A 23,218-nucleotide genomic window follows, 5' to 3' on the forward strand; every position below is an offset into this window, starting at 1 on the left:
CGGTGTTCAAGCAACGTATTATTACAATACGCTCATGGAGCCTGGTCGATGCTCAGGGCAGAACGGCCTTGAACGGTTTCACTGTGACTTTCTGGTAGACACCTGCCTCTACGTAAGGATCCGCGTCGGCCCAGCTCTGTGCGGCCTCCAGTGAGTCGAAATCGGCGATCACAAGGCTGCCCGTAAAACCGGCTTCGCCGGGTTCTGGTGTGTCCAGGGCAGGGTGCGGGCCTGCCACCAGCAGTCGACCTTCGGCCTTGAGTGCCTGAAGGCGTTCAATATGTGCGGGACGGGCGGTTTGCCGCAGTGGCAGGCTGTTATCGACGTCCTCGCTGATAATGGCGTAGTACATGAAAGGCTCCGGGACATTGTGTGATACAGGCAATGGCTTGACTGGTACACTGCCTGTCAGGATTTCATATTAGCTTCAGGAATTTGTGTGACTATAACCCAAGAATCCGCTTTCTGCATTGATCTGCACTGCCACAGCACCGCCTCGGATGGCGCCCTGGCGCCTGCGGACGTGGTACGCAGGGCCGTCGAACAGGGTGTGTCCCATCTGGCGTTGACCGACCACGACACCATTGAAGGTTTGCCCGAGGCGCAAGCAGCGGCGGATGCCTCCGGGATCACCCTCATTAGCGGCACCGAGCTATCCTGTCTCTGGAAAACCCAGACCATTCACGTGGTTGGCCTTGATTTTGATCGTGACAGTCCGGCCTTTGTGGAGGCGCTTGCGCGTCAGCATGAGAATCGCTGGGCCCGGGCGCGGATGATTGACGAGCGCCTCCAAAAAGTGGGAGTCGCTGATTTGCTGGAGAAAGCCACGGATAAAGCCGGTGGGGATGTGCCGGGGCGGCCTCATTTTGCACGGGTGTTGGTGGAAGAAGGCAAGGTGAAAGATTCGGCGCAGGCATTCAAGCGCTATCTGGGAGCCGGTAAGCCCGGGGACGTAAGGGCCTTCTGGCCGGAGCTGTCGGAAGTTGTCCAGTGGATCACTGAGGCTGGGGGCGTTGCGGTGCTGGCTCATCCACGCAAGTACCGTATGACGGCCACCAAATTGCGCAACCTGATTCATGATTTCATCAGGGCAGGGGGGCGATCGATAGAAGTATCAACCTCCGGCCAATCCAGTGGTGACCTGGGGTTTCTGGCGGAACTGTGTCGTCGGCAGGAGTTGCTGGCTTCCCAGGGGAGCGATTTCCATTTCCCGGGGGCGCCCTGGTGTGAACTGGGCAATATCGTGAAAATGCCAGACGGGCTGGAGCCGGTCTGGCATCATTTCAAACAACCTGCAGGGCCTGGCGCGCCCGCTTCTTAGTCAGGCGCGTGGAAGAGCAGGTACAGGTCGGTCAGTGAATCCGGGATAGCGTCAGCCATCTGCCGGGACAGTTTGTCGCTGTTGCGGACTTTCTGGAAGTCTTCATCGTCGAACAGGCCGGACAGCGTCAGCATCGGCACCAGAAGGTCTGCGGTTTCATCCTCACCCCCGGTGTTCAGCCATTCATCCTCACGCTCCAGGAAGGTGTCCACGAACCCGGCGCACCAGTTCTCCAGTGCGTTCATTGGGTCGCCGTCTTCCGGTTCGGGAAGTTCGAGGGGCTGCCCCATATCCAGGGAGTGGGCCATGTCCCGGGTCAGTTGGCTGACGCAGTGGCTGAAAATCTCAGGCACCTGGCCGTCGGGAAGCTGGTCGCTTCCCGTGGCCAGGCGGAAGATATCTTCCGCCGACAGTTCAACCGGTCCGACAACGCTGGCGCAAACCACTCCGTGAAGCCCGAAGAAATCCAGGGCATCGTCGCCCCAGGGTTCCGCGAACAGAATATCTTCCAGTGCTTCAATATCCGAATTGGATAGCATGCCTTAGTTACTCCCGGCCTTTTTGGCCTCTTCCGCCGCTCGCTGACGTTTGCGAACTTCTCTCGGATCATTGTAGGCACGTCCAGGCGTTACCGGTACTTCCGGTGCCTTTTCAGCGCTTGGTTGCTCGGCTGCTTTCTCCGGCTGCTTGGTTTCTGGCTCAGGCTGTTTTGCCTCGGGCTGCGACTGTTTGGCCTCAGGCTTGGGCTGTTTTGCCGCCTCTGCCGGCTTTTCTGCTGGCGCTGACTCAGCCTTGGCATCCGGCTTTTCCGGTTGTGCCGCTGGTTTTTCTGCCTTGGGCGCCGGCTGTTCGGGACTGCTTTCAGCTTTTGGCTCGGCCCCGGTTTCAGCAGCCGGTGCCTCTGGCTTGGCGGCATCCGCCTTCGGTGCCTGCGCTTTGGGCTCAGCAGGTTGCTTGTCCTGGTCGGCTGGCTTTGTGTCAGCTTCCGGCGCTTGCGTGGCTTTCGGAGCCTCGCTGGTGGTTGCCGGCTTGCTGTCAGCTGCCTTGTTTTCGGTCTTGGGCGCTTCCGCGGCCTTGTCTTTCTTTTCAGGCTTGTCTGCGGTTGCTGCTACCGGCTTTTCGGGCTGTGACGGCGCGGCCTGGTCCTCTACCTTACTCTCAGTCTTGCTCTCTGCCTTTTTTGCCGGCTGCTTCCGTGCGGGCTTACGCTCGGAGCTGGCTTCCGCTTTCGCATCAGCGGGCGTTGCAGGCGCGCTCTGGGTCTTCTCGGCGGACTTTGGTTCGTCTTTCTGCTCAGGCTTTTCAGGCTTCTTCTCAGCTTTGGCTGGAGCCTGGTTTTCTGCCTTGGCAGCTTTTTCCGAAGGCTTGTTATCGGCCTTCGGCGCCTGGGCCTCTGCAGCCTTGGGCTTGGCATCGGTTTTTACCTCCGGTTTGGAGGTATCCTGACGCTCTTCCGGCTGGGTGTCCTTTTGATGCCGCTCGCTGCGAGACGCCTTGCGATCCGCCGGGGTGGATGCTGGAGTTTCAGTCGGCGACCCATCACGGTTACGGGCGCGGCGCGGCTTGCGGCGCTTGTCGTCACTGCCGCCTTTTTCCGGAGCGCCCTTGGCGGTGTTGTCCTGCTGCTCGCGGTTGTCCTTTTGATCCTTCTGGTCGCGCTGGTCTTTCTGATCGCGTTGTGGGCGGTTGCGGCCCTGGCCACGCCCCTGACCGCCGCGACGGTTGTCGCCACCTTTGTTATCGGAGCCTTTGTTGTCAGAGGTCTGTCGACCCTGCTGGCCACCGCGGTTCTGGTCGTCGCCACGATTACGGTTACGATTGCGGTTGTCGTCGCCCCGATTTTGCTGGCCTGACTGCCGGCGATCATTGCCGCTGCGGTTGCCTGAGCGGCTATCGTCTCTTGCAACACGGGATTTGCGACGATCCTGACGACCCTGGTTGCGGCGATCCTCGCGAGCGGTCCGGGCAGTCTGTTGCTGTTCGGACTCGGCGGTAGCATCGTCACCGCTGAAGAAGCAGGCGATCTTGCGGCCCAGTTTGCGGAACAGGCCTTCTTCCTGGTCATTGGCCGCAACGGTTGCCTTGGCCGGAGCCGGTGCGGGGGCGGCGGTCGGCCGGATGGCTTTTACGGCAGCCTGTTCGCGAACCGGTTGCTGGGCACTGGGTGCTTCGAACACATCTTCTTCACGCTGGGTGTATTCTTCGGCAACCTGGTAACTGGATACATGCTCAGCACCTGATTCATCGTCGCGCATGCGGACGATTTCAAAATGCGGTGTTTCCATGTGCGGTGCAGGTACGACAACAAGGCTGACTTCCTGGCGCGCTTCGATGTCGGCCAGTTGCTTGCGTTTCTCGTTAAGCAGGAACGTCGCTACGGCAACCGGAACAATGGCGCGGACCTCGCCAGTCTTCTCCTTGGAAGATTCCTCGTAGATCAGGCGCATGATGCTCAGGGCGAGAGATTCAATGCCCCGGATGGTGCCCTGGCCTTCACAGCGAGGGCAAACTTCGCTACGGGTCTCACCCAGGGAAGGGCGCAGGCGCTGGCGTGACATTTCCAGCAGGCCAAAGCGGGAGATCTTGCCGACCTGAACCCGGGCGCGGTCGATTTCCAGCGCTTCGCGCATCTTCTGTTCGACTTCGCGCTGGTGTTTGGCCGGGGTCATGTCGATGAAATCGATCACGATCAGGCCGCCCATGTCGCGCAGACGGAGCTGGCGTGCGATTTCTTCCGCGGCTTCCAGGTTGGTCTGCAGCGCGGTTTCCTCAATGTCATGGCCCTTGGTGGCGCGCGAGGAGTTGATGTCGATGGACACCAGCGCCTCGGTCGGGTCGATAACGATGGAACCGCCAGAAGGCAGTTTCACTTCACGCTGGAACGCGGTTTCGATCTGACCTTCGATCTGGTAGCGGCTGAACAAGGGGATTTCATCCTTGTACAGCTTGATCTTGTTCTCGAAGGTGGGCATGACCGCGCGTACAAAATTCAGAACGTCTTCGTAGACGGTCGGTGCGTCGATCAGTACTTCACCAATGTCCTGGCGGAGGTAGTCACGCACGGCGCGGATAATAACGTTGCTTTCCTGATGGATCAGGAACGGGGCCTTGCGCTCGCTGGCGGCCTGGGTAATGGCTTCCCAGAACTGCACGAGATAATCGAGATCCCACTGGAGCTCTTCCGTGGAGCGGCCAATACCGGCGGTACGAACGATGATGCCCATGGACTTGGGCACCTGAACGTCGTTCATGGCCTCTTTCAGCTGGGCGCGTTCTTCGCCTTCGATGCGGCGGGAAATGCCACCGGCACGGGGGTTGTTGGGCATCAGCACCAGGTAGCGGCCGGCGAGGGAGATGAAAGTGGTCAGGGCTGCGCCCTTGTTGCCACGCTCTTCCTTATCAACCTGAATAATGACTTCCTGGCCTTCGGAGACCACGTCCTTGATGTTGATCTTGCCTTCGATCTGTCCCGGGGATTTCTTGAAGTACTCCTTGGAGATTTCCTTCAGGGGCAGAAAGCCGTGCCGATCCGCGCCGAAGTCCACAAAGGCGGCTTCAAGGCTGGGCTCTACGCGGGTAATGCGCCCCTTGTAGATGTTGGCTTTTTTCTGCTCACGGGAGCTGGATTCGATATCAAGATCAAACAGACGCTGGCCGTCAACGAGGGCGACGCGCAACTCTTCAGGATGAGTTGCATTGATTAGCATTCTTTTCATGGAATGAAAGGATTCCTGTCGTTTGGTTTTGACAGAAAACCGGGGGGAGATGCATCTGCGAAGCAGAACGTGCGTGCCGCGGGCTTCCTACTGCTGAAGCGAACCGGCGGCCAGACGGATCAGGCCCTTAGGGGAGACTGTCCCGTGAGCCTGAGACCACCGCCGACGGTCCTTCTGCCTAAGGGCAGGGAGATGTCGTGTAAGGTAAGTGTCTGTTGACGCATGTTATCCGTTTTCAGGTTCACACTGGTGCCTGGGTCTCACGTCGTATTCGTAAGCTGGACGGCCCGGCCCTGCGTGCTGGTAATGATTCTTCGCGATGTCGCCCGACGGTTTTCCGTACGGTTGTTTTCACTCTCCCGGGATCCGGTCAGGGGCCTTTATATGGCATGCCGTGATGGCCGGGGAGCATTTTAATCGCCGTACCCGGTAATGATTGGGCTTGCGGCGTTCAAACTCTCAAATAGTGTCGGTATACTTCTGCCGCTCCGGCTTCTGACTCATTAGGTCAGGCCGTAGACAAACGGCAGAGCACGCCGGAATATAACAGTATTCTTTCGGGCCTTCAATCCCGCATTCACATCACCGATAAGGTATTCATGTCCAAAGCGCCCAAAAACAGGCAGGCACAGCGTTCCGGCCCCCGGCGGAGCAAATCTGCCCAGCATCAGAAGCCGAGAACGGGAGATCGGCCGCAGCATGGATCTGCGCCAGCAGAGGCCAAAACCGGCGAGGTCCGCCAGGGCGTCCGTCGGGTCACCGTGGATGAGGATAACGAGGGTCAGCGGTTGGACAATTTTCTGCTGGCTCAACTTCGCGGCGTTCCCAAGAGCATCATCTATCGCATCATTCGCAAAGGTGAAGTCAGGGTCAACAAAGGCAGGGTAAAGCCGGATACCCGGCTCAAGGCCGGCGATGAGGTGCGTATTCCTCCGGTGACGCGCAAGGAAAAACCGGAACAGGTGGCGCCGGGTTCGCGGGTGCAGGGTGTGATGGAGAGTGCCATTGTGTTCGAAAATGAGCACATGCTGGTGGTGAACAAGCCTGCCGGCATCGCTGTGCATGGTGGGAGTGGTCTGAGCTTCGGGCTGATCGAAGTGCTGCGTTCAGCTCGCCCGGAAGCCCGTTTCCTTGAGTTGGTGCATCGCCTGGACCGGGATACCTCGGGTCTGGTGATGGTGGCCAAGAAGCGGTCTGCCCTGCGTTACTTGCAGGAGGAGTTGCGCCAGAGGCGTATGCGCAAGCACTATCACGCGCTGGTCGCAGGTGACTGGCCTGATGGCGTGAATCGGGTGGAGCAGCCCCTGTTGCGCTATGAGATGCCCAACGGTGAGCGTCGGGTCAGGGTAGACGAGGCGGGCAAGGCTTCGCTGACCACGTTCAGGTGTCTCTCGGCCTTCACCGGTTACAGCCTGGTCGAGGCGTCACCGGTGACAGGCCGAACCCACCAGATTCGCGTGCATGCGTTGTGGGCCGGTCATCCGATTGCCGGAGATGACAAGTATATGGATGATGTCAGCCTGAAAGCGTTTCGCGCGGCGGGCGGGCAGAGGCTGATGCTGCACGCCCGTGCGCTGGAGTTTGCCCTGCCCGTGACCGGCGAGTCGGTGCGGCTGGAAGCAGCTTATGACGATGCGTTTCAGCAGTTTCTCGACAGGCTGGCGTCACGTCGCAATTCAAACCGGTAATTCCGGGCTTTTGTGCCGGTTTATCGGGTGAGCAGGAACAGGTTTATGGACGTTAAAGTCGTAATTTTTGACTGGGATGGCACCCTGGTGGATTCCGTGGAGCATATTGCGGACAGCCTTCATCAGGCCGCCACCGAATTGGGCTACCCGGCGCGTGAACGTGAGGCATACCGGGACATCATCGGGCTGGGCATGGTGGAGGCGCTGGAAAAGCTCTACCCGGGCATCAGTCGTGAGGAAATGAGCGCGATCCGTGAAGGTTATGCCCGGTACTTTTTTGCCAAGGTGACCTCGCCCCAGAATGTGTTTGAAGGCATGGCGGATGTGGTGGCGGATATTCGCCTCGGCGGCAAGGGGTGTTCGGTAGCGACGGGCAAAAGCCGTAGGGGATTGGAAGGTGCGCTGGTGTCCAGTGGGCTGGGCCCTCATTTCGATATTACCCGGTGTGCCGACGAAACCCGTTCCAAGCCGGACCCGGCCATGTTGAAGGAAATCATTACGTTTTACGGAATTGAGCCCTCCGAGGCAGTGATGATTGGCGACACCCGCTACGATCTTGAAATGGCACAGCGCATCGGAATGCCGTCCATCGGGGTTGAGTGGGGTGTCCACAAGCGGGATGTTCTCGGGCATTATGAGCCGCACGCCATTGTCGAATCCGTGCAGGATCTGCGGGAAGTGCTGGGTTTGTAAGTAGTATCAGTAGTTATTGAGGGAAGCTGGGTATGAGTGATTGGAATTCTGACAACAAACCCGAGTGGGGGGATGCTCCCGTGGAGAATCAGTCGTCAAAGGGTGGTAAGAGACCGAGCCTGCCGCCGGAAAGCGGTCGTGACTGGAAGCTGATTGAAAAGCTGGTGCTTTCCCTTCAGTCCGAGCAGCGGAAAAGTCGCCGTTGGGGTATTTTTTTCAAGCTGCTGACGTTTACCTACCTGTTTGCCCTTCTGTTTCTTTTTAAGTTTCCCCTGGGGGGCAGTCTGGATGCGGCTACTGGGGCGCACACTGCTCTCGTTGAGATTGATGGGGTTATAGCTGCGGATGAGTTGGCCAGCGCTGATAATATCGTCGGCTCCCTGCGTGAGGCTTTCGAGGCGGATAATTCTGTTGCGGTTGTGCTGCGTATCAATAGCGGCGGTGGCAGTCCGGTTCAGTCCGGCTATGTCTATGATGAGATTCGTCGTCTTCGTGGTGAGCATCCGGACAAGAAGGTGTATGCCGTTATTTCCGATATTGGTGCGTCCGGCGCCTATTACATTGCAGCGGCTGCGGATGAAATATATGCCGACAAGTCCAGTCTGGTGGGCTCCATCGGCGTGGTGGCCGGCGGCTTTGGGTTTACAGAAGCGATGGAGAAAGTGGGGGTTGACCGCCGCCTCTATACCGCGGGTGAGAACAAGGCGTTTCTTGACCCGTTCTCGCCGGAAGATGGCGAGGAGGTTGCGTTCTGGCAGGGTGTCCTGAAAACCACCCACAAACAGTTTATCGAGAAGGTTCGGGAAGGGCGTGGCGATCGCCTGGTCGACGACGAGCGCATATTCTCCGGTCTGGTGTGGAGTGGAGAGCAGGCGCTGGAGCTGGGGCTGGTTGATGGTCTGGGCAGTGCGTCCCATGTGGCTCGCCAGGTCATTGGTGAGGAAGATCTGGTTGATTACAGTCGTCGCAAATCTCCCCTTCAGGGATTTGTTGATCAGTTCGGGGTGTCTGTCGGCAATGCCTTGGCCGACCGCATGATGGAAACCCGCTTCGAACTCCGATAAGGGGGGCGTGCTAGCGAAGCAGGGGGTTCAGGCCCCAGGCTCGCAGCATGTCGATCAGCGCGATCAGCGGCAGGCCGACCAGGCTGTTCGGGTCCCGGCCTTCAAGGGAATTGAACAGCGCGATGCCCAGGCCCTCCATCTTGAAGCTGCCGGCGCAGTCATAGGGCTGCTCCCGTTCCAGGTAGCGCTCTATTTCCGCGCCTTCCAGGGTGCGGAAGTGAACCTGAAATGGCTCGCAATGGGTCAGGGCGACGCCGGTGTCGGCATTGATCAGCGCAAGCCCGGTTAAAAAGGACACCTGCTGGCCACTGCTTCGGGTGAGTTGGTGTATGGCTGCTTCATGGTTGCCCGGTTTATTGAGGATGGTGCCGTCCGGCAGGCAGGCGACCTGGTCCGAGCCGATGATCCAGTGCCCGGGGTGGGTGGGTGCCAGAGCCTGGGCTTTTTCGGCGGCAAGCCTGATGGCCAGGCCTTCGGCGGACTCGCCCGGCTGAGCGGATTCATCGATGTCGGGGCTGGCACAGGTAAATGGCAGGCCGAGCCGTTGCAGCAATTCCCTGCGATAAGGGGAGGATGAGGCGAGTAGTAATGGTTGCGACTTCATGAACCTGCCTGTTTTGCGCCGGTCGTGCCGGGAATTGTCGTAGAATACACCTATTCATACCGGAACCGTTGTGCAAAAGGCAATGAAGTCTTTGACAGCGGCCGGTCGGGCCCCTAAAATTGCGCGCCTATGTCAAAAGCGTCAAACGCCGAGTTGCCCAGATCTGTCGATCCCTATCGGTTGGCGGAGCAGAACACCGTGTTGGAGGGAGAGATTCCTCTGAGCGGATTGTCACGTTTCCGTGAAGCGATATTGGGGTATGGCGAAGGGGCCGTGTGCCGGGTTCGGCTGTCATTCACCATGGACAGTCAGCGTCGTCGCATCGTATCGGGAGAGTTGCAGGCTCCGGTCGATCTGGAATGTCAGCGTTGCATGAATGCCATGCACCAGGCACTGAATTCAGAATTTACACTGGGGCTCGTTACCAGTGATGAACAGGCGCAGCAGTTGCCGAAGGAGCTGGAGCCGTTCCTGACGGACGAATTCAGCGCGGACCTCTGGTCCATGTGTGAAGACGAACTGCTGCTGGTGCTGCCACCATTCCCGCTTCACGACCGGAACGACTGTCCGGCCCGGGAAGATCTGGAAGCATATGAGCCTGATGGTGAACCGGCCGCGCCGGAGAAAGCACCAGGCGAGAACCCGTTCAGTGTGCTGGCGGATCTCAAAACGAAGAAGCATTAACCGGGCGCGGTCTCCTGCGGGAAGCCAGCGCGTTACTAACGAACACACGTTACTGTTTTAGTTCACGTTAACAGGTCAGGAGCATAATCATGGCTGTACAGAAAAACCGAAAGACCCGCTCAAAGCGTGGCATGCGCCGTTCACACGACGCCCTGAGCGCGACAACTCTGTCCACTGACACCACTACTGGCGAAGTTCATCGTCGTCACCACGTGTCTCCGGACGGCTTTTACCGTGGTAAACAGGTAATCGAAGCGCGCGACGAGTAATTCGTTGCAATCAGGCCGCAATCCAGTGCCGGATGCAAAAAGGGTGACGGCAGTCACCATTGCGATTGATGCCATGAGCGGTGATCGCGGGGCAGCAGTGGTTGCCTCTGCGGCACTGGATGCGGTGCGCGAAAATGAAGCCTTGAGTCTTGTTCTGGTCGGTATTCGGAGCGAGCTTGAGGCTTTTTTGGATCCAGGGCATTCCCGGATTCGCATCGTCGAAGCGGCGGATGTGGTTCGGATGAACGAGCGCCCCTCTCACGCGCTCAGGCACAAGCGCAATTCTTCAATGGCTGTGGCGCTCGGTCTGGTGCGTGACGGTGAAGCCCAGGGTTGCGTGAGTGCGGGCAATACTGGCGCCCTGATGGCGTTTGGTCGTTCCATTATTCGCATGTACCCGGGTATTGAGCGCCCGGCGATTTCCAAGTTGATTCCCTCCCTGCGCGGTCGTTGCCATGTGCTCGACCTGGGCGCCAATGTCGATTCCACCGCTGAAAACCTCTATCAGTATGCCCTTATGGGTTCGCTGATGGCGTCCGCTATTTGTGCCCAGCCAGAGCCCCGGGTGGCGTTGCTGAATGTGGGTGAGGAAGAAATCAAGGGCAATGAGCAGGTTCGCCTTGCGTCCCACATGCTGGCCCAGTGCGATACCATCAACTATATCGGGTACGTGGAAGGCAGTGATCTGTTCCGTGACGTGGCCGACGTCGTGGTTTGTGATGGGTTTGTCGGTAATATTGCCCTGAAAACCGGGGAAGGGGTGGCCGGCCTGCTGATTGAGTTGATGGAGCAAACCTTTACCCGAACATTGTACGGGCGGTTTGTGGGTCTGTTGGCCCGCCCGATTATTGGTCGCTTGCTGCGGTTGATGGACCCTTCCCGTCATAATGGTGCCAGCCTGCTTGGCCTGCAGGGCGTGGTGATCAAGAGCCACGGTAATGCCAATGAGCGCGCCATGCTCTCGGCCATTCGTCAGGCCGTCAAGGAAGTTGAGCTGGAGGTGCCCCAGCGCATCAATGATCGCCTCGATGATTTGATGGTTTGACCCGCCTGAGACTAAAGTCTGTCCCCTGAAGCCGGTACATTGGTGAGATGATGTCTTAAATTGTACTATTGGCTAATCTCCCGCAACCCTCCAATGACGGTAAGATCCCGCTTATGAAATCAGCCTTTATTTTTCCCGGACAAGGGTCGCAGTCAGTAGGCATGCTGGCATCAGCTGCCGAGCACTGGCCCATCATCGAGCAGACCTTCTCTGAAGCGTCTCAACATCTTGGTTATGATCTGTGGCACCTTTGCCAGAAAGGCCCCGCAGAAGAACTCAATCAGACCACGGTGACCCAGCCTGCGTTGCTGGCGGCGAGTGTCGCCCTGTGGCGTCAGTGGTTTGTCGCAGGCGGTAAGAGGCCCGACTTTCTGGCGGGCCACAGCCTGGGTGAATACAGTGCATTGGTAGCGGCGGAAAGCCTGGATTTTCTCGATGCCATCGAACTGGTGCGGCTGCGTGGCGAGCTGATGCAGAATGCAGTGCCTGCCGGAGAAGGCAAGATGGCTGCCATTCTGGGTCTGGAAGACGCTGACGTGGTTGCTGCGTGCGAAGACGCAGCCAACGGGGATGTGGTTTCCGCCGTCAATTTCAATGCGCCGGGGCAGGTTGTAATAGCCGGCTCCGCAGCAGCGGTGGAACGTGCGATCGAAGCCTGCAAGGGGAAAGGGGCTCGCAAGGCCATGCCATTGCCGGTGAGTGTGCCCTCTCATTGTGCGCTGATGAAAGGCGCTGCTGAGGAATTGGCAAACGCGCTGGACGAAGTCAGCTTTAATGATGCTGTCATCCCCGTTATACAGAATGTTAACGCCTCGGCAGAGAAGGATTCCGATACACTGAAGGCCAACCTGGTCAAGCAGCTGTATTCGCCGGTGCTCTGGACCGACTCTGTGCGTGCACTGGTTGCCAGTGACGTACAGGTTGTCGTGGAGTGTGGGGCTGGTAAGGTTCTTGCTGGTCTGATCAAGCGTATCGACCGCAATTTGTCGGTGTATGGAATCGAAGAGCCGGATGCGCTCGCGAAAGCAGTGGACGCATTCGGACAGTCCTAAACAGAAGGGAGCGATACATGTCTCTTGAAGGCAAAACCGCACTGGTCACTGGTGCGACCCGGGGTATTGGCAAGGCCATCGCACGGGCATTGGCAGAACAGGGCGCCGAGGTTATAGGTACGGCGACCAGCTCAGAGGGTGCTGAGTCAATTTCGGCTGCCATCAAAGATGCGGGGCTGAAAGGCTACGGTATCGTGATGGACGTGGCAGACCCCGCCAGCATTGAGGATGGCCTGAAATCGGTGGTGGAGAAATCCGGCGCACCTGTGATCCTGGTCAACAACGCTGGTATTACCCGTGATAACCTCCTCATGCGTCTGAAGGACGATGACTGGACATCCGTGCTGGAAACCAATCTTTCCAGTGTTTACCGCACCAGCAAGGCGGTGCTTCGCGGGATGGCCAAGGCTCGCTGGGGGCGGATTATCAATATCAGCTCCGTAGTGGCGGGCATGGGCAATCCCGGGCAGGGTAACTACTGCGCTGCGAAAGCCGGCGTGGAAGGGTTTACCCGAAGCCTGGCGAAAGAAATGTCGAATCGTGGCATCACCGCAAACTGCGTGGCGCCCGGATTTATCGACACGGATATGACCCGAAAACTGGACGACAAGCAACGCGAGGCTATGCTGGAAGTCATACCCGCAGGTCGTCTGGGTGAGCCGGAAGAAGTGGCAGCTGTGGTTGCCTTTCTGGCGTCGGAACCGGCTGGTTACGTAACGGGTGAAACCATTCACGTAAACGGCGGCATGTACATGGGATAAGCCCGTTTCCGGGTTTGTGCGCAACTCCTTGTCGCACAACATGTTTGACAGAATCCCTGCTTGTTTGCAGGTAGGGTTTAAACTAAACTGGCAGCACTTAAGTTGCTTGGTTGACACAAAAGTGAGGACATTATGAGTACAGTTGAAGAGCGCGTGAAGAAGATCGTTTGTGAACAGTTGGGCGTTAAAGAGTCCGAAGTTCAGAACTCATCTTCTTTTGTAGAGGATCTTGGCGCTGACTCACTGGACACCGTTGAGCTGGTTATGGCCCTGGAAGAGGAATTTGAAACCGAGATTCCTGATGAAGAGGCCGAAAAGCTGGCCAGTGTTCAGGACGCGATCGACTACATCGTCGCGCATACCTGATACTCTGCACGTTTTATAAGCCAGGCCCGAAGCCGTCCTTGTGTAAAATCTGAGGACGGCTTTTTTATTGGCTGACAATTCAGGTTCAATCAGTTTTCGGTTTCACATGGCCAAATCAGGTGAAAGGGGTTATGACTAAACGACGTGTTGTGATTACGGGCATGGGTATGCTGTCACCGCTGGGTAACAGTGTTGAGTCCTCTTGGGAAGGAATCCGGGCAGGGCGGAGCGGAATAGGGATGATCGATCGCTTTGATGCTTCCGGTTACAACACCCGGATAGGCGGTGCCATCAAGGATCTGGACATCGAGCCCTACCTGTCCGCGAAGGACGCCAGAAAGCTGGATGCCTTCATCCATTATGGTCTGATCGCTGCGCAGCAGGCAGTGGAGGCCAGTGGTCTGGAGCAGTATTCCGAACTGGATAGCGAACGGGTCGGCGTTGCCATTGGCTCCGGTATTGGTGGGCTGGAGTTTATCGAGAAAAGCGTGCTTGCCATGGACAAGTCGGGGCCGCGCAAGGTGTCTCCGTTCTTCGTGCCGGCCTCCGTTATCAACATGATTTCCGGAAACGTGGCGATTCGCTTTGGTTATCGCGGCCCCAATATCGCCATTACCACGGCCTGTACCACCGGCACCCACAATATCGGTTACGCTGCGCGAACCATTGCCTACGGCGATGCCGATGTGATGCTGGCCGGTGGCTCCGAAATGGCCACTACGCGCACCGGTGTGGCGGCGTTCTCCGCAGCCCGGGCGCTGTCTACCCGCAATGATGAGCCGGAGAAGGCCAGCCGCCCCTGGGACAAAGAACGGGATGGCTTTGTGCTGAGTGATGGCGCAGGGGTTCTGGTGCTTGAGGATCTGGAACATGCCCAGCGCCGGGGAGCGACCATTTACGGAGAGGTTATCGGGTTCGGCATGAGCGACGATGCTCACCATATTACTGCTCCGCCGGAGTCTGGCGAGGGCGCCGCGCGTGCCATGAAGAACGCCATTCGGGATGCGGGCATCGAGCCGTCCGAGATTGGTTACATCAATGCCCACGGCACTTCAACCCAGGTGGGCGACATAGCTGAAGTGGCCGCGGTCAAGAGTGTGTTTGCCGATCACGCCAGTAAGCTGGCCATGAGCAGTACCAAATCCATGACGGGGCACCTGTTGGGTGCTGCCGGCGCAGTTGAGGCGATTTTCTCCGTTCTGGCCATCCGTGAGGGCGTGTTGCCGCCTACCATTAACCTGGACAACCCTGATGAAGGCTGTGATCTGGACCTGGTTGCCAATCAGAGCCGGAAAGCGGATGTTCGTGTTGCCCTGTCCAACTCCTTCGGTTTTGGTGGCACCAACGGTACGTTGATTTTCCGACGTTACGAGGACTAAGCCGGTTTGTTGAACGTGATGTCAGCGAACAGTAGCCGTGTTTCGGCGACCGATCGTGGTCTGGCATACGGTGACGGACTGTTTGAAACCATTCGTATGGAAGGGCGCGGGGCTGTTCTGCTTTCCCGGCACATACACAGAATGGTGACGGATGCGGCCGTACTGGGCATTGCGGTCACCGAGCGTGAACTGCGTGATGCCGTGCGCGAGGCTGTTGATCGGCATGCCGGTTCCTTTGGCTCCGACGGCTGGGTCCTCAAGCTGGTGTTGACCCGTGGCAGCGGTGGCCGTGGCTACCGGCCCGCGGCTGAGGGGGGAGCAAGTCTGATCGTATCCGCCAGTGCCATGCCGCCGCTTCCCGGTCCAGAGGGTGTCGAAGTCGGCCTGGCGGAGTTTCCACTGACCGTAAACCCGCGTCTGGCGGGTATCAAGTCGCTCAACCGGCTGGAACAAGTGATGGCGAGCCGTGAGCTCACCGACGACCTGTATGAGTTGATTATGCGTGACCCTGCCGGCCAGCTGGTTGAAGGCACTCGCACCAACGTATTACTGAACGCCGGTGGCCATTGGGTAACACCACCCCGTGAGCAACTGGCGGTGGCCGGCATTATGCGTGCCCATGTGCTGGACTATCTGGAGAGTCAGGGAGAGAAAGTTGAATATTCAACGATTTCCCCGTCGAGCCTTGAGGGCAAGGACTGCCGGGGCCTCTACCTGATGAACAGCATTATTGGTGTGGTGCCGGCTCGCAGAATCGACGGGCTGGATTTGCCTGTTGATGACGCTCTTGCGACAATCTCCAACCCTCTCGATTTAGTGGAATCCTAGTTTGCTCCGGAAGTTATTGATATCCGTCATTTGTGTCCTGGTGCTGGCTGTTTCTGGCAGTGCGCTCTGGGTTTGGCAGGGTTTGAATACCCTGGACATTCCTGTCGCCCTGGAAGAGCCCGTTCTTCTTGATGTGCCTTCCGGCACCGGTTTCGGCCAAGTGGCCCGTATGCTGGAGGCAGAAGGATTTCTGAAAGACTCTCTGTGGCTGCGTATCCATGGCCGCCTGAATCCGGAGGTTGTCCAGGTCAAGGCCGGGGAGTATGAGATCGTCTCAGGTATGACGCCCAGAGATATCGTGGCGAAGATGGTGGCCGGTGATACCAAGCAGTGGTTCATCCAGTTTATCGAGGGCTGGACGTTTCGGGACATGCGACAGGCTCTTGCGAACAGCGAGCGGTTGGAAAAGGAAACCACGGACTGGAGTGATGAAGTGATCATGGAAGCCATCGGTGCCGAGGGCGAGCATCCGGAGGGGCGTTTCTTTCCGGATACCTATGCGTTTACCGGTAGTGAAACCGATCTGGATCTGTTGCGCCGGTCCTTTGAGCGCATGGAACGGGTTCTGGCCGAGGAATGGGGCAACCGCGCTGAAGACCTGCCGTACGATTCGCCCTACGAAGCCCTGATTATGGCGTCCATCGTTGAGCGGGAGACCGGCGCCCCCCACGAACGAGGCCAGGTCGCCGGTGTGTTTGTGCGCCGGTTGCAGAAGGGCATGCGGTTACAGACGGACCCCACGGTGATTTATGGCCTGGGCGATCGCTATATCGGTCGTATTACCCGCAAGGATCTGCGGCGTCACACCCCTTACAACACTTACCGCATTGATGGACTGCCGCCCACGCCCATAGCACTCCCGGGCCGGGAAGCTATTCATGCGGCGCTGAACCCGGAAGATGGGGATGCGCTCTACTTCGTCGCCCGTGGTGATGGTACCCACAAGTTTTCCCGTACATTGAGCGAGCATCAGAAAGCTGTCAGGGAGTACCAGTTGAACCGTCGTTCGGATTACCGGTCATCGCCGGCCCCGGTGGTAAATGAGGATAATCCATGAGTCAACGTGGTCAGTTCATCACCTTTGAGGGCTCCGAAGGGGTGGGTAAATCCACCCAGTTGGAAACTGCCGCGCAGACGCTGAGAACCCTCGGAGTTGAGTTTATCGTCACCCGGGAACCCGGTGGCACGCCGATGGCCGAAGCCATTCGTGAGCTGCTGCTGGCGCCGAGGGATGAGCCGGTGAACGATATGACCGAGCTGTTGCTGATGTTCGCCGCCCGGGCACAGCACCTTCATACTCGCATCCTGCCGGAACTGGAGGCCGGTCGCTGGGTGCTGTGTGACCGCTTCACTGATGCCACGTTCGCCTACCAGGGTGGTGGTCGTGGTGTGCCCGCGGAACGCATTGCCCTGCTGGAGAACCTGGTTCAGGGCGAGGTCCGCCCGGATCGGGTGATCCTGCTGGATGCGCCGGTGGAAACCGGCATGACCCGTGCCCGCCACCGGGGCGAACTGGACCGCTTCGAGCGTGAGGCGGTGGATTTCTTCCAGCGGATCCGTGATACCTATCTGGAGCGTGCCGCTGCTGATCCCGATCGTTATCAGGTGGTGGATGCGGGCAGATCCCTGGATGAAGTCACCGGGGATGTGACCCGTCGTATCACCGAGCTGGTTGCCATGGCCTGATGCCCCAGCTGGTATTAGCGGCGTTCCGGTCAGTTTTGTGCAAAATTTGCTCGTATCTGCTTTAATTGAAGTTCATTCGCACCAGTCATCCGGAAACCGGGTATGTTGAACGCACGCTTGCTTAAGCTCCCGATAGCGTCACACCAGCACCGCCATGAACATCATCAGATTGTCGTGGGTGTGCGGGGAGAGGCGGACCTGAGTGTGGACGGTACCGGTTCCCACCTGGATACCTGGCGAGCCTGCCTGGTACCCACGGAAGCACGTCACGATTACTGTGGCGATAACCAGAACCACGTGCTGGTGATCAACCTTGATCCCTATATGCCCGCCATAAACACACCTGCTCATGCGGAATATGAGCGGTTGGCGCCGTTGTTTGAACGCCCAAGAACCCTGGAAATGGATAATAAATTACAGGGGCTGGTTCAGTTCACGGCCGGTGAATTTGACCGGGCTTCGGAAAATGAAGGCCTGAAGCAGCATCTGGCGGCAAGCATTCTGCATTGCATGGCGGAGCGCTTGAACGACGGGCGATCGGTACAGAGTAACCGCCACGTGATACGGCCTGACACCATTCGCCGCTATATCATGGAAAACCTGCATCGCAAGATCACGGTTACTGATCTGGCGGGAGTGGCCTGCCTGAGTGTCAGCCGTTTCCATGAAATGTTCCGGGAAGTGACCGGCATTACTCCTCATCAGTTCCTGTTGCAGACGCGCCTCGATCAGGCGGCACAGTTGCTCCTTTCCACCGGCCTTTCGGTGTCTGAAGTCAGTTACCGGACCGGGTTTTCCTCCCAGGGCGCCCTCACGAATGCACTGAGAAAATACAAGGGCACTACTCCCACCAAGTTACGATCTGGTGAAAAAGTCGCCTGATTTCACAAAAAATCACCACTTCCGGATGAATTTGCAAAATAATCGTAGGATTTTGTAAGCCTGCCATTCGTAGTAATACTAACTTATACACTCAGTTGACTATCGTCAGGTGATGGTGGTGATCAGGGCGCATTTGCTGACCTGTCAATTCTGATAATGAGAGCCGACAGGCCAGTCCCGGTAAGTGTAAGAGGTATGCCGATGTTCAGTGCAAGCAAAGTGCTTGAGCCTGCGTTTCAGGAGCAGCCGCGATCCTGGTTCTGGCAGGGCATTACCGGGAACTATGCGGTTGATGAAACCCGCTACCTCAACGAACTGATCCCCCTGGCCCAGAGTGATGCCGCCGAGCAGCGCGCCGTGACCGAGACGGCCACAGCGCTCATCAACAAAGTGCGGGAGCAGGATGATGCGGTCCACATGGTGGACGCCCTGCTGCAGGAATACAGCCTGGATACCGAGGAAGGCATCCTGCTGATGTGTCTGGCGGAAGCGCTGATGCGCATCCCCGACAAATATACCGCCGATGCCCTGATTGAGGACAAGATGTCAGTGGCGGACTGGCAGAAACACGTGGGGCGCAGCGAATCCACCCTGGTGAACGCCTCGACCTGGGGGCTACTGCTCACCGGTCACGTGGTCCGGATGGACAAGCGTCTGGACGGCTCGCCATCCAGTATCTGGAAGCGGCTGGTCAAGCGCAGCGGTGAACCGGTCATCCGCAGTGCGATGTACCGGGCGATGGCCATCATGGGTAAGCAGTTTGTGCTGGGGCGGGACATCCATGAAGCCCTGAAGAACGCCCGCGAGTATCGCGACATGGGGTACACCTACTCGTTTGATATGCTCGGCGAAGCCGCCATGACCCGCGAGGATGCCGATCGCTACCTGCAGGACTACCTCCGCGCCATTGAATCCGTGGGTAACGATACCTATCCGCAAGGCAATGCTCCGAATCCCTCGATTTCCATCAAGCTGTCTGCCCTCCATCCCCGATACGAAGTGGCCCAGGAAGAGCGGGTTCTGACGGAATTGGCGAGTACCGTCACCGGGTTACTGGAGTTGGCGCGGAAAAAAGGGGTGTCGATAACCATCGATGCTGAGGAAATGGACCGCCTTGAGCTGTCCCTCAAGCTGTTCGAGAAGGTGTTTACTTCACCCGTCGTCAGTGGATGGGGGGGCTTGGGGCTGGTGATCCAGGCCTATTCCAAGCGTGCATTGCCTGTGTTGTGCTGGTTGACCAGGCTGGCGAAGGAGCAGGGCGACGAAATTCCGATTCGCCTGGTTAAAGGCGCTTACTGGGACACCGAAATCAAGATCTGTCAGCAGCTGGGGTTGGACAGCTATCCGGTGTTTACCCGCAAGGAGGCCACGGATACCTCCTACCTGGCCTGCCTGCGTTACCTGCTGAGCGATTACACCGAAGGGGCGCTGTACCCGCAACTGGCCAGCCATAATGCCCATACCGTGGCTTCGGTGCTGGAGATGGCGCGTACCAGGGGGCGGAAGATCGAGTTTCAGCGCCTGCACGGTATGGGGGACGCGCTTTATAACGGTATTCTCCAGGAGCACGATATCCCGGTGCGCATATACGCTCCGGTCGGCGCCCACAAGGACTTGTTGCCTTACCTGGTGCGTCGATTGTTGGAGAACGGCGCCAACTCCTCGTTTGTGCATCGTCTTGTGGATGCCGCCACGCCAGTTGAAGCGCTGGTGCAGAACCCGGTGCAGGAGTTGCTGCGGTATGAATCCTTGCCCAATGACCGGATATCTCTGCCAAAAGACATTTACGGTGAGGAACGCAGGAATTCCAGGGGGCTGAACATTCACATTGCCTCTCACCTTGACCCGCTGATGAATCACCTGGCGGAGTGGGGCAACGCAAGCTGGCAAGCCGCCCCCGTCATCAATGGCACCCGTCGTCAGGATGGCGAGCGTTCAGAAGTATGCTCTCCCTATGACCGGAACAGATCTGTGGGTCATGTGGTATGGGCGAATGAGTCCCACGCCGAAAAGGCGCTGGATGTCGCTGCCTCGGGTTTCCGTGAGTGGAGTGAGCGACCGGTCGCGGAGCGGGCTCAGTGCCTGGAAAAGTACGCCGACCTGCTGGAGGCCCATATGGAAGAGCTCATGGCCATCTGTTGCCGTGAAGCGGGCAAAACCATGCAGGATGGCATTGACGAAGTGCGTGAGGCGGTGGATTTCTGTCGTTATTACGCCGTGCAGGGGCAGGCCCGCTTCGGTAAGGCCGTTGCGTTGCCTGGCCCTACCGGCGAGAGTAACGAGCTTTATATGGAAGGCCGGGGCGTGTTTCTCTGCATCAGTCCCTGGAACTTTCCACTGGCCATCTTTACCGGCCAGATTATGGCAGCCCTGGTGGCAGGCAACACCGTGATTGCCAAACCGGCTGAACAAGCAAGCCTGGTGGCCCATCGGGCCATGGAACTGATGCTCGAGGCCGGCTTCCCGCCGGACGTTATTCAACTGTTACCCGGTGAGGGGGCAACAATTGGCGGCAAGCTGACCCCGGACCCCAGAATTGCCGGCATTGCCTTCACCGGATCTACTCAGGTTGCCCATATTCTCAATCGCATGCTGGCCCTTCGGGAAGGGGCTATCGTGCCATTGATTGCCGAAACGGGTGGCCAGAACGCGATGATCGTGGACAGCAGTGCACTGCCGGAGCAGGTGGTTCAGGACGTGCTGCAATCCGCCTTTGCCAGCGCCGGTCAGCGCTGCTCCGCGTTACGGGTGCTGTACCTGCAGAAAGACGTGGCGGATAAGATCGAAACCCTGCTGGCGGGGGCCATGCAGGAGCTGTCTGTGGGTAATCCAGAGCTTCACAGCACGGATGTCGGGCCGGTCATTGATGAGGACGCCCAATCCGGACTGCAGCAGCATCTGCGGTCGCTGGAGAGCAGCGCACGATTCATTGCCAGGGCACCGGTTCCGACCTCCTGCGAAGCCGGGTACTTTATCCCGCCCTCGGCTTATGGCATTTCCAGCATCACAGACCTGAAGACCGAGCATTTCGGCCCGATCCTTCATGTTGTCCGCTATGACGCCGAGAAGCTGGACGACGTTATTGATGAGATCAATGCAGCGGGCTACGGGCTCACACTGGGAGTTCACAGTCGCAGTGAGGGCACCGCAGCTTACATTGAGCAACGGGTAAAAGTGGGTAACTGCTACATCAATCGCAACCAGATTGGTGCGGTGGTTGGTGTCCAGCCGTTTGGCGGCCGCGGCCTCTCAGGCACGGGGCCTAAAGCGGGCGGTCCACATTACCTGCTGAGGTTCGCCACCGAGCGGACACGCACCATAAATACCACGGCAGTGGGCGGTAACGCGTCGCTGCTGTCGCTTGGAATCGAAAAGGTTTGAAGGGCGTCATGCTCTCAAAGTGGTGCACAACGATAACTGAATGATACGGAGGTAAGTATTGAGATGCAGACGCTGGCGTTAATGGCAGTAGCGCACTATAAGGGGATAAGAAAAACGCGATAAAACAACAAAGGGTGCGATTACCGGAGTCAACATGGTAAACGCGCCAATCGGTCGGAGCTAGTTCCGTCCCATTTGAACTGGAGGAGTTTCATGGCTATTGGTGTTTGGATAAGTCTATTTCTTTATTTTGCGCTCATGATTGCCATCGGCATTTATGCGATGCGCAGAGCTACGTCGTCATCCGAGGACTACATGCTGGGTGGGCGAGCGCTCAGTCCAAAAGTGGCGGCCCTTTCGGCCGGCGCTTCGGACATGAGTGGTTGGTTGCTTCTGGGGTTGCCCGGGGCGCTGTTTGTATCGGGCCTGGGTTCGGCCTGGATCGGTATCGGCCTGCTTGTGGGTGCGTTCTTTAACTGGACCCTCGTAGCGCCACGGCTTCGTGAACAGACGGTTCACTATGGTAATGCGATCACGATTCCGTCCTTTCTGGCTAACAGGTTTCCGACACAGGCGCTTTCCCTGCGCACGGTGTCAGCCATCGTTATCGTTATCTTCTTCGCGGTTTACACGGCCTCCGGCCTGGTTGCCGGTGGCAAGCTGTTTGAAAGCGCGTTTGCCGGAATTTTCAACTTTGGCGGCCTGAGTGACTACGCTGTGGGTATCGTCATCACGCTGGGCGTCGTGCTGTGCTATACGGTTGTTGGTGGCTTCCTGGCAGTGAGCATGACGGACTTCGTGCAGGGCTGCATCATGATGCTGGCACTGGTTATCATGCCGGCGGTTGTCCTCTTTGGCGAAGGTGGCGGCGGTTTCGCTCAGGCATCACAAACGCTGAACGAGGTCGACCCCTCGCTACTGTCGTGGACTGAGGGACTGACGATCATCGGCTGGCTGTCTGCGGTTACCTGGGGTCTGGGCTATTTTGGCCAGCCACACATCATTGTGCGCTTCATGGCGATCCGTACGCTTGAAGAGGTGCCGACTGCCCGTAACATCGGTATGAGCTGGATGCTTATTTCCCTGGTCGGTGCTGTCTCTCTTGGCATATTCGGGCGGGCATACGCGGTGCGTAACGGTATGGATGTAGCAGATCCGGAAACCATCTTTATCATCCTGTCGGACCTGCTGTTCCATCCGTTGATCACCGGTTTCCTCTATGCTGCGCTGCTTGCTGCCGTCATGAGCACCATTTCCAGTCAGCTTCTGGTGTCCTCATCCTCCCTTACTGAAGATTTCTATCGTCTGTTCCTGCGCAAGGAAGCCTCCGACCGTGAGTGCGTGAATGTGGGCCGGGTTTGTGTCGTATTGGTTGGTCTGGTTGCTGCCGTTATTGCGTCTGACCCGAACTCTCAGGTTCTGGCGTTGGTGAGTAACGCCTGGGCAGGCTTTGGCGCGGCGTTTGGCCCGCTGATCATCCTGTCGCTGATGTGGCCACGTACGAACGGCGCTGGTGCCATCGCGGGCATGGTTGCGGGTGCAGCCACCGTCATCATCTGGATTTCGCTGGGTTGGAACGGTGAGTTCATGGGTGGCCCGGGTGTGTACGAGATCATTCCTGGCTTCATCGCTGCCTGGATTGCCATCATGGTGGTAAGTCTTGCCACAGAGGATGCCGGCGAGTACCAGGCCATCACCCGGTAAACAAGAACGCTTACAACGTTCTGAGTAATGGCAGGGGCTCCTTCGGGAGCCCCTTTTTTGTGTGGGGCTGGGCCCGGGGTGGGGTACCTTTTCTT

At 58.0% G+C, this 23,218-nt stretch carries 21 protein-coding genes; 17 read left to right on the top strand and 4 right to left on the bottom strand.

Going from position 1 to position 23,218, the window contains the following annotated elements; genetic code table 11:
• Nucleotides 1–52 precede the first annotated feature (52 nt).
• Entirely contained in the window at nt 53–352 is a 300-nt protein-coding gene (locus ACJO3M_RS09355; RefSeq protein ID WP_407001126.1) for a YciI family protein, read from the bottom strand.
• Between the two features lie 87 nt (nt 353–439).
• Between ACJO3M_RS09355 and ACJO3M_RS09360 the strand changes: the two genes are divergently transcribed.
• Nucleotides 440–1,321: a PHP domain-containing protein gene (locus tag ACJO3M_RS09360; protein WP_407001127.1), complete on the top strand. Its 882-nt coding sequence runs from the start codon at nt 440–442 to the stop codon at nt 1,319–1,321.
• Here the strand turns inward: ACJO3M_RS09360 and ACJO3M_RS09365 are convergent.
• Together ACJO3M_RS09365 and rne are read right to left on the bottom strand one after the other, a co-directional pair.
• The gene (locus ACJO3M_RS09365) at nt 1,318–1,860 is read right to left on the bottom strand and encodes a YecA/YgfB family protein (RefSeq protein ID WP_407001128.1); all 543 of its coding nucleotides are present in this window, start codon (nt 1,858–1,860) and stop codon (nt 1,318–1,320) included. The genes ACJO3M_RS09360 and ACJO3M_RS09365 overlap by 4 nt on opposite strands.
• Before the next feature lie 3 nt (nt 1,861–1,863).
• Nucleotides 1,864–5,037: a ribonuclease E gene (gene rne / locus ACJO3M_RS09370; protein ID WP_407001129.1), complete on the bottom strand. Its 3,174-nt coding sequence runs from the start codon at nt 5,035–5,037 to the stop codon at nt 1,864–1,866.
• Nucleotides 5,038–5,636: 599 nt separating this feature from the next.
• Here rne and rluC point away from each other — a divergent pair.
• From rluC to ACJO3M_RS09385, 3 genes are read left to right on the top strand one after another with little or no spacing between them, the layout of a single operon-like run.
• Nucleotides 5,637–6,725, top strand: coding sequence for a 23S rRNA pseudouridine(955/2504/2580) synthase RluC (gene rluC, locus ACJO3M_RS09375; RefSeq protein ID WP_407001130.1), 1,089 nt, complete (start codon nt 5,637–5,639; stop codon nt 6,723–6,725).
• A 45-nt stretch (nt 6,726–6,770) separates the two neighbouring features.
• Entirely contained in the window at nt 6,771–7,418 is a 648-nt protein-coding gene (locus tag ACJO3M_RS09380; RefSeq protein ID WP_407001131.1) for an HAD family hydrolase, read from the top strand.
• 32 nt (nt 7,419–7,450) lie between these two features.
• The gene (locus tag ACJO3M_RS09385) at nt 7,451–8,482 is read left to right on the top strand and encodes a S49 family peptidase (RefSeq protein WP_407001132.1); all 1,032 of its coding nucleotides are present in this window, start codon (nt 7,451–7,453) and stop codon (nt 8,480–8,482) included.
• 10 nt (nt 8,483–8,492) lie between these two features.
• Here ACJO3M_RS09385 and ACJO3M_RS09390 read toward each other — a convergent pair whose 3' ends face one another.
• On the bottom strand, nt 8,493–9,086 hold the full coding sequence (locus tag ACJO3M_RS09390) for a Maf family protein (RefSeq protein ID WP_407001133.1): 594 nt from the start codon (nt 9,084–9,086) through the stop codon (nt 8,493–8,495).
• 129 nt (nt 9,087–9,215) lie between these two features.
• On the opposite strand from ACJO3M_RS09390, the gene ACJO3M_RS09395 reads away from it, so the two are divergent.
• The 13 genes from ACJO3M_RS09395 (at nt 9,216) to putP (ending at nt 23,123) form a co-directional block, all read left to right on the top strand.
• Complete coding sequence (locus tag ACJO3M_RS09395) at nt 9,216–9,770, top strand: YceD family protein (protein WP_407001134.1); 555 nt, start codon at nt 9,216–9,218, stop codon at nt 9,768–9,770.
• Between the two features lie 89 nt (nt 9,771–9,859).
• Nucleotides 9,860–10,039, top strand: a complete 180-nt coding sequence (gene rpmF / locus ACJO3M_RS09400; protein ID WP_406984839.1) for a 50S ribosomal protein L32 — start codon at nt 9,860–9,862, stop codon at nt 10,037–10,039.
• A gap of 43 nt (nt 10,040–10,082) precedes the next feature.
• On the top strand, nt 10,083–11,084 hold the full coding sequence (gene plsX, locus ACJO3M_RS09405) for a phosphate acyltransferase PlsX (protein ID WP_407001135.1): 1,002 nt from the start codon (nt 10,083–10,085) through the stop codon (nt 11,082–11,084).
• A gap of 113 nt (nt 11,085–11,197) precedes the next feature.
• Nucleotides 11,198–12,136 carry an ACP S-malonyltransferase gene (gene fabD, locus ACJO3M_RS09410; protein WP_407001136.1) on the top strand — a complete coding sequence of 313 codons (939 nt, stop codon included), beginning with the start codon at nt 11,198–11,200 and terminating at the stop codon, nt 12,134–12,136.
• 17 nt (nt 12,137–12,153) lie between these two features.
• Complete coding sequence (gene fabG, locus ACJO3M_RS09415) at nt 12,154–12,897, top strand: 3-oxoacyl-ACP reductase FabG (protein WP_407001137.1); 744 nt, start codon at nt 12,154–12,156, stop codon at nt 12,895–12,897.
• Nucleotides 12,898–13,029: 132 nt separating this feature from the next.
• On the top strand, nt 13,030–13,263 hold the full coding sequence (acpP, locus tag ACJO3M_RS09420) for an acyl carrier protein (RefSeq protein ID WP_012136033.1): 234 nt from the start codon (nt 13,030–13,032) through the stop codon (nt 13,261–13,263).
• Between the two features lie 131 nt (nt 13,264–13,394).
• On the top strand, nt 13,395–14,642 hold the full coding sequence (gene fabF / locus ACJO3M_RS09425; protein ID WP_407001138.1) for a beta-ketoacyl-ACP synthase II: 1,248 nt from the start codon (nt 13,395–13,397) through the stop codon (nt 14,640–14,642).
• A gap of 18 nt (nt 14,643–14,660) precedes the next feature.
• Nucleotides 14,661–15,470, top strand: coding sequence for an aminodeoxychorismate lyase (pabC, locus tag ACJO3M_RS09430; RefSeq protein WP_407001139.1), 810 nt, complete (start codon nt 14,661–14,663; stop codon nt 15,468–15,470).
• Between the two features lies 1 nt (nt 15,471).
• A complete protein-coding gene (mltG, locus tag ACJO3M_RS09435; RefSeq protein WP_407001140.1) occupies nt 15,472–16,527 on the top strand; it encodes an endolytic transglycosylase MltG in 1,056 nt (351 codons plus the stop codon).
• Complete coding sequence (tmk, locus tag ACJO3M_RS09440; protein WP_407001141.1) at nt 16,524–17,156, top strand: dTMP kinase; 633 nt, start codon at nt 16,524–16,526, stop codon at nt 17,154–17,156. The genes mltG and tmk overlap by 4 nt, the downstream gene beginning before the upstream one ends.
• Nucleotides 17,157–17,258: 102 nt before the next feature.
• A complete protein-coding gene (locus tag ACJO3M_RS09445) occupies nt 17,259–18,038 on the top strand; it encodes a helix-turn-helix transcriptional regulator (protein ID WP_407001142.1) in 780 nt (259 codons plus the stop codon).
• A gap of 201 nt (nt 18,039–18,239) precedes the next feature.
• Entirely contained in the window at nt 18,240–21,419 is a 3,180-nt protein-coding gene (gene putA, locus ACJO3M_RS09450; RefSeq protein WP_407001143.1) for a bifunctional proline dehydrogenase/L-glutamate gamma-semialdehyde dehydrogenase PutA, read from the top strand.
• 213 nt (nt 21,420–21,632) lie between these two features.
• Nucleotides 21,633–23,123 (top strand): sodium/proline symporter PutP, encoded by a 1,491-nt coding sequence (gene putP, locus ACJO3M_RS09455; protein WP_407001144.1) that lies wholly within the window; start codon nt 21,633–21,635, stop codon nt 23,121–23,123.
• Nucleotides 23,124–23,218 lie beyond the last annotated feature (95 nt).

The organism is Marinobacter alkalisoli (genome assembly GCF_045449795.1).
Lineage (GTDB): Bacteria > Pseudomonadota > Gammaproteobacteria > Pseudomonadales > Oleiphilaceae > Marinobacter.